Source organism: Leptospira wolbachii serovar Codice str. CDC (assembly GCF_000332515.2).
GTDB lineage: Bacteria > Spirochaetota > Leptospiria > Leptospirales > Leptospiraceae > Leptospira_A > Leptospira_A wolbachii.
Map to the genome: position 1 here is coordinate 1,596,181 of NZ_AOGZ02000014.1, position 15,225 is coordinate 1,611,405.

Consider the following 15,225-nt stretch of genomic DNA (forward strand, 5'->3'; position numbering starts at 1 on the left):
AGTATCTAATAGGTGCACATTCGATACGAGGTAAAAAATGAAAAAATTTCTTGTGATTCTCTCTATTTTCTCTTTCAGCACTTTTGGTTTGTTTGCACAAACAGAAGCAGACGAAGAACCTACGATGCAAGCTGATGAGGCTTCAGAAACCGTTAAACCTAAAAAAGAAAAAATCAATAACAAAGACGGTGAGAAAAAAGAGAAAAAGAATAACAAAGATGGCGCAAAGAAGGCTAAAAAAGCTAAGAAAGCCAAAAAAGAGAAAAAAGCAAAAAAAGACGCAGAGTAATCTTTTCGTCTCATCTCAAACCAAACCCCTGGAAACAGGGGTTTTTTTATGCCCTAAAAAACCAAAATGAAACCAACCACCAACAAATTCACCTACTATACGTTAGCTGTATTATTTCTAATTTTTCTTTCCTGTTCTAGTTCTAAAGAAAAAGAATCAGAATCTTCGTTTATTAAATCCATTCTGTTTCATTTTGAACTCAAATCCATTCCCAAAGAACTGAAAGGCGAAAAGATATCCTACTCTTTAAAGTTTTATTTTTGCCCGATCCCAACGGCCAAAGATTGTTATACACCCGTGTCCATCAATACACAAACAACCAGTCGTCCGATTGGCTCCACTGCAGACCAAATCACTTTCTCTCAAGAGTTACCAAAAACATGGACACATCTTTCCATTCGCTTAGAAGGGATTCAAAAAGTGTATGGAAAATATTCCCCTGGCCACAATCCCTATTGGATTCAAAATACAGATTCGCTTATACAGAATCCAAAAATAACTCATGTGTTTACCTTTGTAAGCCAAGAGAACGTAATTCCAAATCGAAAACAAGAAGAGCTAGCATATAAGTTTTCCCCCATCCTTGTCTTTCATAAAGATAAAAAATACCTACCGACTAATATCGAAAAGTATGCAAACTTTTTTCAGTCGAAAGAATACAGTCTTCCAGGTAAAGACATTCGTCGCAAATCTCTTGGCCAAACCACTTGGAACTATGTGGAATTTCCTGACCTAAGAGAAACGGAGAAACAAACCCATTTGTACTATCATGTTCGTTATGCGAAGACTACTGTTTCGGGAACGCAAATTACTGCCCTACCTGGATTTCGTGATGACAGTAATTATTGGTATGAAGTGGGAAATGGAGATATGGTCATCTCCTATTGGATTTGGTATGATTGGAATGAAGGACCAACCAAGTTCGGCAATATCCACCAAGGAGATTTAGAATCCTATGCCCTCCTCATCTCAAAGGAAGGCAAACCAAAACGAATTTTACTGACAGGACATGATCATATCCTACTCGATACAGATTTTCGAAATATCAATTCTTTAAAAAATCATCCGATCCTTTATGTGGCAAAAGGAAATATGGGATCAGACGGGGGAAATCCAACGTCGGCTTATGGTGGTTATACTGTAAAACTTCAAGCAGGAAATGCATTGTTCAACTATATATCTGATCCTTGGGATGTGTTTCCTAGTTTCGATCCGGAAAACTCTATTCTCATTCTTCCCAAAGATCTTTCTGAAAAAGCTTTAACAAATGTTAAAATTGGCTCAGGAATCACCGACAAATCAACAGTTTTAGATGATTGCGAATGTAAAGATATCCCTGAACCAACTCGTTTTGTCGATGCTCGCGGCATGATCAAACAAAGGATCGAAAGGCTTGTGGCTTGGGAAGAACCAGGTTGGATAGGCCAAACAGCAGACAAAGACCCTGACGGCCACCATAAGGTGGATCCAAAACTTTCCTCTTTCTTTCGGTTTCAAGGGAGACTCGGGAAACACCCTCGGTCAGATTTAAGAATTGGAGAACTCCACCAATACGGTGAATCTCCAGAAAATGCACCATTCAAAACCAATATCGAACAACATTATACCTTTGAAAGTCCGAAGACCGAACGTTCCCACACGGACCGCGAAGGAAATTATGGGCCCAAATTTTTAGGAGATAATTCGACTCCGCAAAAGTAACAAAATTTGACCTGATAAAATCAAATCAGGTCGACTAACTTTGCTTTGGTTAATTCTTCTGGTTTGAAAGGTTTCTCTCTTTTGATGTAGTCGATCATTTCTTCTCGGTGGGAATAACCAGCACCGAGGATTGCTTTTTGGATCACAAAGTCTTTCCAAGTTTTCAAACAATGGCCAAACTTTTCTCGGTCCAAAAGCCTTGTGATGGATTCTTCATTCTCTCCCCAAACAAAGGGATTTGCACCTGCGTCTAGTAGGTCTATCAAACATTCCACCGCATCGGAAGATGCTGCTAAAAACAAAGCGGTGTTTCCCATATTGTCTTTTGTCTCTAAAGAAAAATCTCCCTCTTCCAAAAGATAAGAACATAGATCATATAAATTTCTTTCTGCGACTAAATGAAGTGCCGATTTTCCTTCACTGTCTTTGTGTTCTATGATTTTAGGAAATTTATGAAATAAATTCGTAACGATCTCCATACGGTCTTCCGTGATCGCTTCTAAAAATACCGATCGTCCCTCTTCATTGCGTAAAGAAAGAACTTCTTCTGTTAAAGATTCTGCAAGGACTTCCCAAAGTGGTTCGGCGGATTCAAGGACAGAGAGATGAAAGATGGTGTTTCCATTTTTGTCTCGGGTAAGAAGATGAGATGAGTTTTTCCAAGTTGCAACCGTTTCCGTAAGGATATGTAAAAAGGATTCTTTGTTTTGGCCTATCACATCGAAGATGACATTGCCGGGAGTTCTATAAGGAAATGCGGGATCGGCTCCATTTAAAATGGCATGTCGAAACAAATCCACATTCTCCATCTTTAACATCCAAGAAAGAGGATTAGTTCCATAGGAATCTAATTCATTGGGGTCGGCTCCCGCACGAATCTCACTCTCCCATTCTTCGATACTTCCCGATTTGGCAACGTCAATCAAACTCATTTAGGTTAAGATTTTACGTTTACTCACTTGCGTCGATTTTTTAACGGAAGATTTTTTAGGAAGAGATCCAATGATTTTATCAAAACCCTTTTTAGTTTCAAACGTTAAAAATTGAATTGGGGCTTTGTCTTTTGTCGGAACCAAACTCATGGCTCGTTCGGAGAGGGCTGTGATGGTCAAACTTGGATTCACTCCTAAATTGACTGTGAGCATGGAGGCATCACAAACACGTAGGTTCTCATAACCAAACACTTTGTTTTCCATATCGATCACTCCGCGTTCAGGCGAATCAGCAACAACGCATCCTCCCATAATATGACCCGTCAAAGGAGCATTGAGCAGTGTATCATTAAAAGAACTTCTTGGAATCCCACCAACAATCTCGGCTAGTTTTCTAGCAAAGGCATTAGCAATGGGAATGTATGTAGGTGTTGGCTCCCCGGTTGATAGGGCAGAGGTAATGGTTTTTTGGAAAGGCCATATAAACCGTCTTTTTCGTACAAGTCGTACGCTATTATCAACTGTTTGCATCACAAGTAAAATGATAGAATTTTTTGCAAATCCAATAGGATTGTGAGATTTCAAAAAATATAAAGGATGGCGAATCATAGTCCAAAAGAATTTGAGTGGTCTTGGAAAAATTCCGCCTCCATCCGTCATCACACTAGCAAGGACTCCAAAAAAATCAGATCCCTTCGAATACCGAACTGGTTCGATATGTGTATTTTCATCAGGATGGACAGACGAAGTAATGGCAATCCCTTTGGAATAATCGGCACCCTTACTTGCAGGAACAGTGACTGGCAAAACAGTTTCACTATTGGTTCGGACTGTATCACCTAACTTCTCAGACAAACGAATCATTTTGTTTTCTTGTTGCATCTTAAGTAGAAGGCCAACGGTTCCCATCACACCAGCAGATAAAACCACTTGTTTAGAACGAAATTTTCGTTTAGGAGAACCAAACCAACCGGTTGTGCTCCTTGTTTCCAATTCATATCCAAATGCACCGCTGGCTTCTGGATCTGGAATTCCTTTTTCATTGATAGGGATGAGGGATGTGACTTTGGTTTCAGGAAGGATAGCGGCTCCCAACTTTTCTGCTAAGTATAAATAGTTTTTATCCAAAGTGTTTTTTGCGTTATGACGACAACCCACCATACAACCACCACAGAAATTACAAGGATCGCGGTCGGGTCCATCACCACCAAAGAATGGATCCTTAGGATCTTTTTTATTCCCAAAATAAATTCCCACAGGAGTTCTACGGAATGTATCCCCCTTACCGAATGTTTTTGCTGTTTCTAACAAAATTTGATCTGGTTCCCAAAGTTGTGGATTTTCAGTCACACCAAGCATGTGTTTGGCAACATCATAATATGGTAATAAAGTTTTTTCCCCACCCATTTTTGAATACAAAGGTGAATTTAATACTTTTGAGGAAGGAACATACAAGGTACAGGCATATACTAATGAACCACCTCCAACACCCGATCCACTCACAAGTAAGAAGTCATTGAGTAAATTGATTCTTTGGATTCCATAAAAACCTAATTTCGGCATCCACAAGTACTTACGAAGACTCCAATTGGTTTTGGGAAAGTCTGTAGCTTTCCATCGTTTTCCCGACTCAATCACCAAAACTTTATAACCTTTTTGAGACAACCGATAGGCTGAAACGGATCCTCCAAAACCAGACCCAACGATTATAAAGTCGTACTCATAATTTAGCTCTTTTGGAATGGATTGACTCATGGTTCGTTTTTCCTTGTTTGTGGTGCGTAAGCGAAACCGAGTCTGCAAAGGAATTCAATTCCTGTCAATTCGCTCTTACCGAATCGGATAAAAACTTCTAGCCGAAAGTTATAAATCCTTTTAAATCGGTTCATGCCTGAGATCAAAAAACAAATCCCTCTACTAAAATCTGACGGAACCCTCACGGAAGAAGGTTGGGCACGGTCCCCTCTTTGGACTTATAATCGCGAAAGTATTGCAGCCTCCGCACTAAGGATAAAGGAATGGGATTATTATTCGATTCTGTCCCCTTCTAAAGATTTTGGAATTACAATCACTGCATCTGATTTGGGTTATGCGGGCCTATTTGCCATTTGTTTTTTGGATTTTAAAAAAGGAACATTCAAACAAATTGATACACTTTCTGTCCTACCATTAGGGAAAACAGGATTCCCTCGTGTGAATAGTAGCGGAGTGGTTCAGTTTGAGGACAAAAAACTTCGCCTTCGCTTTGAAGTCATCAAAGGAAAACGAATTTTGGAATTTGAATCCAAAACCTTTGAAGCACCAGATGGTGCCAAAGGAATCCAAGGAAAAATCGAACTCACTGAACCAAAAATGGAATCGATGAATATCGCTACTTCATGGAAAGAAAACAGAAAAGCTTTTTATTATAATACTAAAATCAATTGTATGCCTGCTACGGGCCAAGTGCAAGTTGGGAACACTAAGTATCAATTTGATGCCAAAAAAGATTTTGGTGCCTTGGATTGGGGCCGAGGTGTATGGACTTATAAAAACAGATGGTATTGGAGTTCTGTATCCACTTGGATTGGAGGAAAACCATTTGGTCTCAATTTAGGATATGGGTTTACCGATAGAACACCAGCGTCTGAAAATACAATCCTTTACGATGGCAAAATTCATAAACTGGATGAAGTCAATTTTATCATGGATACCAAAAACTATATGGCTCCATGGAAATTCACATCCAATAACAATCGTTTGGAATTGGATTTTACTCCCATTGTAGATAGAAAATCTTATATGAATTTTTTAATCATTAAAACAAACCAACACCAAGTTTTTGGAAAATTTAATGGAACTGTAGTTTTAGATAACGGGAAAAAACTGAAACTCGAGAACATCCTCGGTTTTGCCGAAGATGTCCTGATGCATTACTAAGATTTTTATTAAGTTCTTTTCTTTAGTTTGTAATAAGCAGAGAAACTTGCAGGGATAAAGATAAGGGATCCAAAGGTTCCAAATCCAAGTCCCCAGGCTAAGGAAAGGGTCATCGGAATGAGAAGAGGATCCGATCCACCAATCGCATAGGCTGTTGGGATCATACCTGCCATGGTAGTCATGGTGGTTACTAAAATGGGTCGGAACCGTTCTGCTGAAGCGGTGATGAGAGACTCATACAACCCTTCTCCTTTTGCTTGGAATTCTTGAATGGTATCCACAAGTACAATGGATGCGTTTACAATCACCCCAGCAAGACCAATGATACCAATCATTGCAAGAAAACTAAGTGCCTTACCAGAAATCAAAAATCCAAATACCACACCCACAAATCCTAAGGGAATGGAGAGTAAAATGAGAATTGGTTTTTTGATGCTATTAAAGATGATCGCAAGGATAGCAAAAATTCCAAAGAGTGCAAGAACTCCTGCGATTAGAAGTGAAACCATGGATTTGGCCGTTTCTTCTTGTTCTCCTCTAAATTTAATTTTATAACCCGGATACTTTTTACCAATGTTTCCAAACTCATCTACAATTTTTCCATTCACAATGGATGAGCTTGTAATGGCCTCATTGACATCAGCAAGGACAGTAATTGCTTTTTCATAGTCATTATGATATAAAGCTTCTATCCCTTGGACAGTCGTTTTTGTAGTGACTGCCGTAATCGGTGTTAGGAGACCAAATTTGTTCGAAATCTGAATTGAATCCAAATCTTCGATTCCATCTCGAAACCTATCATCGTTTTGGATTATGATTCGAACCTCATCCTTCCCCTTACGAAGATTAGATGCTTCTAGTCCATCCATTGCAGTGCGAACATAGTAAGCGGTAATTTCCGTATCAATTCCAGTAATGGCTGATGCCGTATCCTTAACTCGAATTTGAATTTCTTCTCTACCAGGTTTGTAATCATCATTGATGTTGATCACACCCTCTTGTTTTTTAAGGAAACCTTGCATCTCATTGGAAATTTGTTTTAAAACTTTGTAGTCACGACCTTCGATTGCGACTGTTACCGCAGCACCAATTGGTGGGCCGTTCACAACCAAATCCACCATCACAGAAACCGCATTAGGAAGTTTTTTTAAATCTGGTTCTAATTCACCAAAAATTTCCTGGGCTGTACGTTTTCGTTCTGTTTCCGGAACCAAAATGATCTGAGCCATTCCAAGTTGTTCTCCAATTCGTGTGAGTGGATCAGTAGGATCTGTTTGTTGGATTCCAATTTTTAAAATGATACTTTGAACTTCTGATTTTGGAATTTTATCTAAAATTGGTTGGAAGTATTGCAGTTGTTTTGCGGTCTCTTGAGAAGAAAAATCAGGAGGAAATTCCGCACGCACCAAAACATAATCAATCCCTTCCTTCGGAAACAAATTGAAATTCATCAGTCCGACAAGTCCACAAGAAGACAAAAAGACAATGAGAATCGAACCTAAGGTAAGGAATGGACGTTTGACAACCCTTGTGATGAAACGTGTGAATCCAGACTTGAGAGATTCAAATCCATTGTCTAAAATCGCACGAAACTTATCACGGTGTTTGGAACGTTTTTTGACTTCATGCGACGTGAACTGTGCATACCGGACCGGAAGCAATAAAAAAGATTCAAATAAGGATAAAGTCAAAGCAACAATTACCATAAAGGGAATCTGCCAAATAAATTTACCCATAATGCCCGACATAAATGCCATTGGCAAAAAGGCAGCTACCGTTGTTAGATAAGATCCAATGATGGGAACAAATAACTCACTGGCACCAAGAACTGCGGCTTCCTTTGAATCCATTTTTCTGGATCGATGTTTATAGATATTTTCAGAAATGATAATACTGTTATCAACGAGCATCCCAAGAGATATAATAATCCCAAGCATGGACACTAAGTTGAAGGAAACATCAAAAATAGGAAAAGCAATGGTAGTTGCAAATAGAGTCAATGGCAAAGAAAGACTTGTGAGAAGTGAATCTTTGAAACTAAAAAATAGAATCAGAACTACCACAACCAAAAACAAACCTTGTAAGGAATTGGTAATCACCACATCCAATCGTTTGATCGCACGTGCCCCTTCATTGTTTAGCTCCGTAAATTGAATGTTAGCCGGAATTTGTTTTTTTAATTCTGCGATTCGTCCCTGAACGGCTTCCACTGTGCGAATGATGTCTGCACTATCTTTTTTGATGATTTGAAGAACATAAGCAGGTTCTCCATTCACAATGGCAACCACCCGTGGTCTTTCGTAAGTATCTTTTACATTGGCAACTTGTGATAAAAGAATCGTATTTCCTGTTTCATTCGAACGAATGGGAATATTTTTAATATCATTGATTTCGCTTATTTCACCGGTCACACGAATGTCTTGAGTGATGGGGCGTAAAAAAGATCCCGCGGGAACACTGATATTTCGTTTAGAAATGGCATTGATGATATCGGAAAAACCAAGAGTGTATCGTTTCTTTAAATCAGGATCCACACGAATCCGCCACTCTTCTTTTCGTTTTCCAAAAGCATCCACTCGAGATACCCCTGAGACTTTACGCATTTCATCTTCAATGAAACGTCCCATTTCCTGAAGTTCCATCTCATCCATAGCACCATGGATCGCAATCTCTAACACGGGAAAGTTGGAACTCTTTTGTTCTGTAACGATCGGCCTATCTTTTACTGTTGATGGTAAATTGGTAACGCGGTCCACAGCACGCCTAATATCGTTCACAACACCATCTGGATTATTATGTTCTAAATCGATTTTGATACTGATATCGGATTCTGAGTTTCGAGAGATAGAACGAACAGAGTCGAGACCTTCTACCTCACGTAACTTTTCTTCGATGGGAATGGTTACTTTTTTTTCCACATCCACAGGACTGGCACCAGGATAAACAGTAAGAACGCGCACTTGACGAAAATTTACTCTCGGAAATGCTTCTCGTTTCATAGAAAGCACAGAGATCATTCCCGCAAGGAACAAAAAGATAAAAACCAAGTTAGCAACTAATGGTTTATAGACGAAGAAATGGATAATTTTTTTCATAAATATAATTCAATTTTAATCAACCTAATGATTTTGAATGCGTGGTCAAGGTGAAATGGAAATTTATTGACTTGGATTTTCTGATTCGCGTTCTTTTAATACAGTTTCGATCACTTCCACAAAAACCGACGTATCTTGAGCCCCACTCACAGCATACTTCCCTCCAACAATAAAATAAGGAACACCGCTAATTCCATTTTGGTGGTAATAGGATATTTCTTGTCGGATATGTTCTTTGAGTTCTGGATCTGCAAACACAGCATCAAACTTGATACGATCCTTATAAACAGGTTCTGCTACTTTCCAAATAATTTCTTTGTCAGTGAGGTCTTTCCCCTCGGTAAAGTTTGCAGAAAAAAACAAATCAACCAACTTCGCTTGATCTTCCAAATTAGAAAGTCCAGCAACAAGTGCATGTAACACTAATGTATTTGTAGCCTTAGGAATCGCATCGAACTGAAAAGAAATGCCAACGTCCTTTCCAATTTGGGTAAGCCTTTGCCAAGCCCCATCCAACCTGTCTAAACTTCCAAATTTCTGTGTTAGGTGTTCTTTATAATCGATTCCTGCTTCTGGAATTTCGGGAGACAATTGAAACGGCCTCCAGCGAACTTGTGGATTGATTTTATCTCCCACGGTTTGGAGTGCCAACTCCAGTTTCTTTTTTCCTACATAACACCAAGGGCAAGCTACATCGGATACGATATCAATGGAAAAAGGTTCAGAGTTGGTTGACATTTAAGGTTAGACTCCCATTCAATTAAGGTCTAAAACCAGAAATGGGAAAATTATGAAGCTCACAAGAAAAAGATTTCTATTTAACAGTTTTGCCTCCGGTGCCTTGGTCTCCCTGTCCACAATCCGAAATGACTTGTATGCTTATGGAGCAGAGGATTCGGCCCTCCACAGAAAAGACCCCCTCGGGTATGCGGAGTCCCTGGGTTTTTCCAAACCCTTAGACCAAATCCTCATCACAGCCCTCCTTGCCCCCAATTCTCATAATTCACAGCCTTGGAAAATGAAACGAATATCGGATTCGGAATTTTTACTTTTTGGGGATGGAGAAAAACAACTTCCAGAAATTGATTCCCTAAACCGCCAATTCTTTCATACCCAAGGGACTTTTTTGGAGTTAGCTCATCTAACGGCCGATAAACTTATGTTTGATACGAAGATTACTTACTTCCCCAAAGGAAAACCTAGTTCCAAAACCTTTCACCTAAACTCCGTTGCAAAATTTGAAATCTCTCCCAAGTCCAAATGTGTTCACGACTTTTTATTTGCCGGTGTTCCCAACCGCCGAATGAATAAGTCTGTTTATTCAGGTGCACTGCTTACCAACGAAGAAATAGATGATTTAAAAATGTTAACTGGCCCATCCAAACATAAATTACTCTTTCTCAATGATCCAAAAAAATTAGAATCCATCCTTCCTTTACTTGATTCTGCTTTTGCCATGGAAACAAATCGCACTGTATCCAATGAGTTAAACCGCAAATGGTTTCGTGTTTCCAAAGAAGACATTTATAACAAACGAGATGGACTCACACTCGAGGGCAATGGACTTTCGGGAATCAAACTCTGGTTTGCCAAAACATTCTTTGTGGATTTATCCAAAGAAGCTTGGCATTCTGAATCCGCTAAAGAAACGGGAATCCAAATGTTCCAAAACCAAGTGTATTCTTCCAAGGCCTTGGTTTTCTTTATCACGGAAGGATCCGATGAAGAGAGCTCTTGGATCGAAACAGGAAGGGATTTTATGCGACTGACATTAGCCTGTGCGGTGCGTAACATTGCCTTCCACACCATGAACCAATCGGTTGAAGATTATCCAGAAAGCCGAGTCTTCACCAAACAACTAAAGACGATACTTGGCTTAAAGGCCAAGGATCAAATCCAGTTGATTGCACGAATGGGCAGGAGTTCTTATGAATATGATACCCCTAGACGAGAGATAGAAAGTTTTATGATCTAAATGTTGGGAAAATTTACATCACCTGCCGACTCAAAGGCAGGTTTAGAAAATAAATATCCTTGGTAGAGATGAATTCCCATATCTACTAAAACTTTTAATTCCTCAATTGTTTCTACTCCCTCCGCAATAACGGCAATTCCGACTTCACGACAAACACCCGCTATCGCATTGGTTAATTTTTGAGCCACTGGATTCAAATGAATGTTTCGAATTAGCTCCATATCTAGTTTGATCAGGTCGGGTTGGAATTTTGCCAGTAGGTTGAGTCCCGAATAACCAGAACCAAAATCATCTATTGCAGTTAAAAAACCATATTGTTTGTATGCTTTAAAGATTTTAATGATATGGTCGTGATCTTGTATTTCTTCCCCTTCGGTTAACTCAAACACCAACCGATTGAGTGGAAATTGGAATTCACGACTTGCTTCTAAAGTTGTACGAATACAAGTTTCAGGTTGGTAAATGGCGTTGGGTAAAAAATTAATATTTAAGTAAGAGGGAATTTGTAACTGGCTTGCGAGTTGGATGGCTTTGATTCGACAGGACTGGTCAAACTGATATCTGTTAGTTGCATTAACTTGAGAAAGAATCGAATAGGCAGATTCTCCTGAAGTTCCTCGCACCAATGCCTCATGAGAATAAACCTTTTTTTGATTCCAGTCCACAATGGGTTGAAAAGCCATCGTAAAAGAAAAATCAAGGCCAGCACCGCTGCGACATTCGGCACAACTATACAATTTAGGTACTTTCCCTTCGGGAGTGTTCACCAACTGATCTTCGGGAAATTTGAATTTCATAATAGCGTTACTCGATTTAGACGAAATCTAAATAAAAAAACGAAATTCGACAACTAGAATTTTGGAAGTTTGCCGAGCACATACCAAACCACAACCAAAAACTGAAAGATAGCTGTGACAAGTAAGATGCTATAAGGTTTGGCATTCACTGCTTTTAAGGAACCAATCCTTGCCCCAAAGATCCCTCCAAAACTTCCCACAAGGGCAAGTTCCAAATGCAACTTTCCTTGCATAAAAAACAAAACACTCGTTCCAAAGGAAGTGAGAAAAATTCCGAGAAAAGATGTGGCCACCGCTTCTACGGGACTCATGCGAAAGTAATACACAAAGAGAGGGACCGCAAGGAAACCTCCGCCAATCCCAAAAAGGGAGGAAAACAAACCAAAAAAGATTCCTGTGAAAAGAACGATCAAAACGGATTTGGAGGAATAGGAAAACAAATCCACATCGTTCTTATTTTCTTGCACTGGCAAAACCGGAAGAGAATTTGAATTCAAATTTGACCCAGTGATTTTGGCATTCGCTTCGGAAGTGGGATGCAAAATTTCAGACTGTGCTTCCAGAGATTGGTAGTATTTCCTTCTCCTCTTTAAAGCTGTGATCAAATTATATACTGCAAGGATTCCCAGAAAAAATGTAAACACCACCAGATAAATAAATTCCGACAAAGGAATTCCATAATACAACTGTTTGCCGAACTCTGTGTCTTCAAACCTTCCAAACTTATACGCAGTATACTGCGCCGCAGGAATCGATGTACAAAGCAAAAGAAACCCTTGTTTCCAACGAATTTTATTGTTTTTATAATACACAACAAGGCCGGAAAGTGCAGAGACCGGCATCTGTGCCAAAGAAACTGCTACGGCTTGAACGGCTGTAAGGTGGAAGAAACTATGGAAGAAGGGAGTGTAAATAAACCCTCCTCCCAAACCTAAAAAGGAGGCTAAATACCCAACAAAGAATCCAACTCCAAAAACTACAATGATCCCAGGCCAGAAGCCCCAAACAAAATCATGATAAATTTGAAAGTTGAAATCCAATGGTTTTAGAAATGTTCCTTAGCATCCTCAAAGAACTTCAGTGTAGTTCTTTCAAAAACTTCTCGTTCGGTTGCTGTTTCAAAGTTGTACCAAGAAATAGGAATGAAAAGAAGCCACTGCGCATAGTTTCTAAAGATATGGTAATCATAAGTTCCTACCTTCTTTCCATCTTTGTAGAGAAGGTATTGTACATCATAACCATCTTGAGTGGACCAAGCAGGAAGTAATGTAGCAGTCAGAGTAGAAATTCCAAGAAACACTGTCGCTTCCGGAGAAGGAGAACGGTAATTTACTTTTACATTAACCAAATATCCGGACTTCGGTACGTCCACACCTTCCACTGTATTTTTAAAACGAGTTTTGTTTTGAAAGTAGTTCTTGAGAGCTTCTCTTCCCCCCAAATTCATTTGAGGAAACGTAGGTAACGCATAAACAAAGTTAGCATCGTTAGTTTTTTCTTCAGAAGGAAGAGGAAGAATTTTAGGATGATCCTTATAACTGATCAAACAATTGGTAAAAATGAAAAGTGTAACAATTGCAACTGCAATGGGAGATACTTTAGTTTTGGCTATGGTCATGCAAACCTTCCTCGTCATGTCTTCTTTCTAATTCTTCATACAATTCTTCTTGGTCTTCGCCAAAAAATAATTCAAACCCAATTCGTAAACAAACAGGATCATCCTCGATAGAAACATTACTAGGTAAAATTAAATTCATTACATAGAATGTATTGGATTCTGCTTCTTCTAAAAATCCTTCTGTCGCATCCCATTCGTCAAAACCCTCTACTTCCGGTTTACGAAATTCTTTTAAAATTTCATCGAAAGGTTCTGTGATGTAGTTAAATTCGCCAGATTCACTATCAATGATAAACTGAATGTGATGGCAACCAGGTCCTTCTTCTTCTAACGGACTTAAGACAAGACTTCCACAAGCCGGGCAATGGATGACGGGATCGATGGCTCCGCTTGGCCAATTGATATTGATGGTTTCGATCATAGGTTACAAACCTCAAGTCCCCATCCTAATGAATCTCATTCTTAGGGAAACTGGAATTTGTGATTTTTTTCCAAAAAACATTTCAAAACTTTGTTAGGAAAATTCAGATAAAATTTGCTTTAAATCTGGGGTTCTATTTCTATCAAAAACAAATGGGGATCACAGCCGAATACCAATCCGCTTTTACTTCCAGCTTTCAAGAATTTTTTGGAAACGCAAAAGATGTAGGATGGGAACTTTACCACTTGAGTTCAGAACCAGAAAATGATTTTCCCTCTTGGCTCACCTTCACCATCAGAAACCCGTTAGGTGGAAGAGCATTAGTATTTCGTTATGAACGGTTAGAAAATAAATTTTATGCTCATCTGAAAGTCCAAGTTATTCCCGGAGAAGAAAATTGGAGCCTCGATCAGTTATTCCATAAAAAAGGATACACTGACCTAGATTCTGATGATATCCTTTCTTCCGGTGGAGAGTGGTTATTCCATTCCTTGGCACGCCACTACTTCGGAATCATTATTTCTTTTTGTCCTAGGATCTTAGAACCCGATTACTTTTTAGACTGAGGTTTTATTTTTTTATCGTCCGCAAGGACCTGGTTCCATAAAAATCCCCAGATAAAAAATGTAGAATTGATATAGGTGTACAACATCAACACTACCATTTTGGAAATCAAATCATAGGCTAAAGAATAATTCACTCCTACGTTTTTCATTTTGAGATACCCTTGGAATCCAAAACTCATTCCAAGAACAAGTAGGGACGCAAAAATCGCACCAGGTAAATTTTCTTTTAAAGTTGTTTTTGCTTTAGTAATATAAGCATAATAGAATGTAAACAAACCAATGCTATATGGCAAAATAATAAGAGATACTGACAAATAGGGATTGTATCTAAAAAACCCAAATCGAAACTTTTGAAACAAAAAACGTTCTGCGGCAACCATTCCGAATGTCAGATAAAAATACAAAACCAGTAGTAACAAAGAGATCACTAACAATCGAAAATTGATCCACTGGGATGCAATAAAACCAACCTTGGTTTCGTCCCGAGAGATAAACCGAAGTGCTTTGGATATGGTTCCAAAGATAGTCAAACTGGAAAAAAACGAAATTGCAATGCTGACTGCGATCACATTATAGCTTTTAACCTTTGTTAGATTCTCGACACTTTTATCAATGGGTTGAAAAATGGGTGCCGGTAAAAACTTACCCATTTGGTCTGTCATCAAATTGATGGTTCTCGGATCCTGCAAAAGCCCAAGTAGGGTCACAAAGACAACGAGGAGGGGAAACAAGGTCAAAAGGAAGGTAAACGAAAGTTCCGAAGCAAGGCCATGGACATCGTACAAGTACACTTCGCTGAAAAATCGTCTGAGGCGTTTCATGCGGTCAGTTTGGAACTTGTCTGTATTTTTGTCTTATTTTTCTTGCAGTCTCATTTACCGAGGAAACCCTGGAAGAATCTCAGTGACGTAC

General features: G+C 39.1%; 14 protein-coding genes. 5 read left to right on the plus strand and 9 right to left on the minus strand.

Annotated elements, in window-relative coordinates; genetic code table 11:
- Positions 1–37 precede the first annotated feature (37 nt).
- Together LEP1GSC195_RS12890 and LEP1GSC195_RS12895 are read left to right on the plus strand one after the other, a co-directional pair.
- A complete protein-coding gene (locus tag LEP1GSC195_RS12890; RefSeq protein ID WP_015681480.1) occupies positions 38–289 on the plus strand; it encodes a hypothetical protein in 252 nt (83 codons plus the stop codon).
- Positions 290–355: 66 nt separating this feature from the next.
- A complete protein-coding gene (locus tag LEP1GSC195_RS12895) occupies positions 356–1,990 on the plus strand; it encodes a hypothetical protein (RefSeq protein WP_015680510.1) in 1,635 nt (544 codons plus the stop codon).
- A gap of 20 nt (positions 1,991–2,010) precedes the next feature.
- Here LEP1GSC195_RS12895 and LEP1GSC195_RS12900 read toward each other — a convergent pair whose 3' ends face one another.
- Positions 2,011–2,922: an ankyrin repeat domain-containing protein gene (locus LEP1GSC195_RS12900; protein WP_015682470.1), complete on the minus strand. Its 912-nt coding sequence runs from the start codon at positions 2,920–2,922 to the stop codon at positions 2,011–2,013.
- Positions 2,923–4,677: a GMC oxidoreductase gene (locus LEP1GSC195_RS12905; protein WP_015681487.1), complete on the minus strand. Its 1,755-nt coding sequence runs from the start codon at positions 4,675–4,677 to the stop codon at positions 2,923–2,925.
- A gap of 132 nt (positions 4,678–4,809) precedes the next feature.
- Here LEP1GSC195_RS12905 and LEP1GSC195_RS12910 point away from each other — a divergent pair, with 132 nt between their 5' ends.
- Complete coding sequence (locus tag LEP1GSC195_RS12910) at positions 4,810–5,841, plus strand: DUF2804 domain-containing protein (protein ID WP_015681167.1); 1,032 nt, start codon at positions 4,810–4,812, stop codon at positions 5,839–5,841.
- 8 nt (positions 5,842–5,849) lie between these two features.
- Here the strand turns inward: LEP1GSC195_RS12910 and LEP1GSC195_RS12915 are convergent, their stop codons facing one another.
- Positions 5,850–8,936, minus strand: a complete 3,087-nt coding sequence (locus tag LEP1GSC195_RS12915; RefSeq protein WP_015681326.1) for an efflux RND transporter permease subunit — start codon at positions 8,934–8,936, stop codon at positions 5,850–5,852.
- A gap of 63 nt (positions 8,937–8,999) precedes the next feature.
- A complete protein-coding gene (locus LEP1GSC195_RS12920) occupies positions 9,000–9,674 on the minus strand; it encodes a DsbA family oxidoreductase (protein WP_015681881.1) in 675 nt (224 codons plus the stop codon).
- Between the two features lie 52 nt (positions 9,675–9,726).
- Between LEP1GSC195_RS12920 and LEP1GSC195_RS12925 the strand changes: the two genes are divergently transcribed.
- The gene (locus LEP1GSC195_RS12925) at positions 9,727–10,911 is read left to right on the plus strand and encodes an Acg family FMN-binding oxidoreductase (RefSeq protein WP_015680681.1); all 1,185 of its coding nucleotides are present in this window, start codon (positions 9,727–9,729) and stop codon (positions 10,909–10,911) included.
- Here the strand turns inward: LEP1GSC195_RS12925 and LEP1GSC195_RS12930 are convergent.
- Genes LEP1GSC195_RS12930 through LEP1GSC195_RS12945 form a run of 4 tightly spaced genes read right to left on the minus strand, consistent with a single transcriptional unit; the run spans position 10,908 to position 13,747 of the window.
- Complete coding sequence (locus tag LEP1GSC195_RS12930) at positions 10,908–11,708, minus strand: EAL domain-containing protein (RefSeq protein WP_015681094.1); 801 nt, start codon at positions 11,706–11,708, stop codon at positions 10,908–10,910. The two genes, LEP1GSC195_RS12925 and LEP1GSC195_RS12930, sit on opposite strands and share 4 nt — an antisense overlap.
- A gap of 53 nt (positions 11,709–11,761) precedes the next feature.
- On the minus strand, positions 11,762–12,748 hold the full coding sequence (locus LEP1GSC195_RS12935) for a sulfite exporter TauE/SafE family protein (RefSeq protein WP_015682633.1): 987 nt from the start codon (positions 12,746–12,748) through the stop codon (positions 11,762–11,764).
- Between the two features lie 5 nt (positions 12,749–12,753).
- Complete coding sequence (locus LEP1GSC195_RS12940; protein ID WP_015682197.1) at positions 12,754–13,326, minus strand: LIC12231 family lipoprotein; 573 nt, start codon at positions 13,324–13,326, stop codon at positions 12,754–12,756.
- A complete protein-coding gene (locus tag LEP1GSC195_RS12945; RefSeq protein ID WP_015681383.1) occupies positions 13,307–13,747 on the minus strand; it encodes a hypothetical protein in 441 nt (146 codons plus the stop codon). Before LEP1GSC195_RS12945 ends, LEP1GSC195_RS12940 begins: the two co-directional genes overlap by 20 nt.
- Before the next feature lie 152 nt (positions 13,748–13,899).
- Here LEP1GSC195_RS12945 and LEP1GSC195_RS12950 point away from each other — a divergent pair, with 152 nt between their 5' ends.
- Positions 13,900–14,313, plus strand: coding sequence for a hypothetical protein (locus LEP1GSC195_RS12950; RefSeq protein WP_040507155.1), 414 nt, complete (start codon positions 13,900–13,902; stop codon positions 14,311–14,313).
- On the opposite strand, the gene LEP1GSC195_RS12955 is transcribed toward LEP1GSC195_RS12950, so the two are convergent.
- Positions 14,298–15,134, minus strand: coding sequence for a YihY/virulence factor BrkB family protein (locus LEP1GSC195_RS12955; RefSeq protein ID WP_040506711.1), 837 nt, complete (start codon positions 15,132–15,134; stop codon positions 14,298–14,300). The two genes, LEP1GSC195_RS12950 and LEP1GSC195_RS12955, sit on opposite strands and share 16 nt — an antisense overlap.
- Positions 15,135–15,225: the final 91 nt, after the last annotated feature.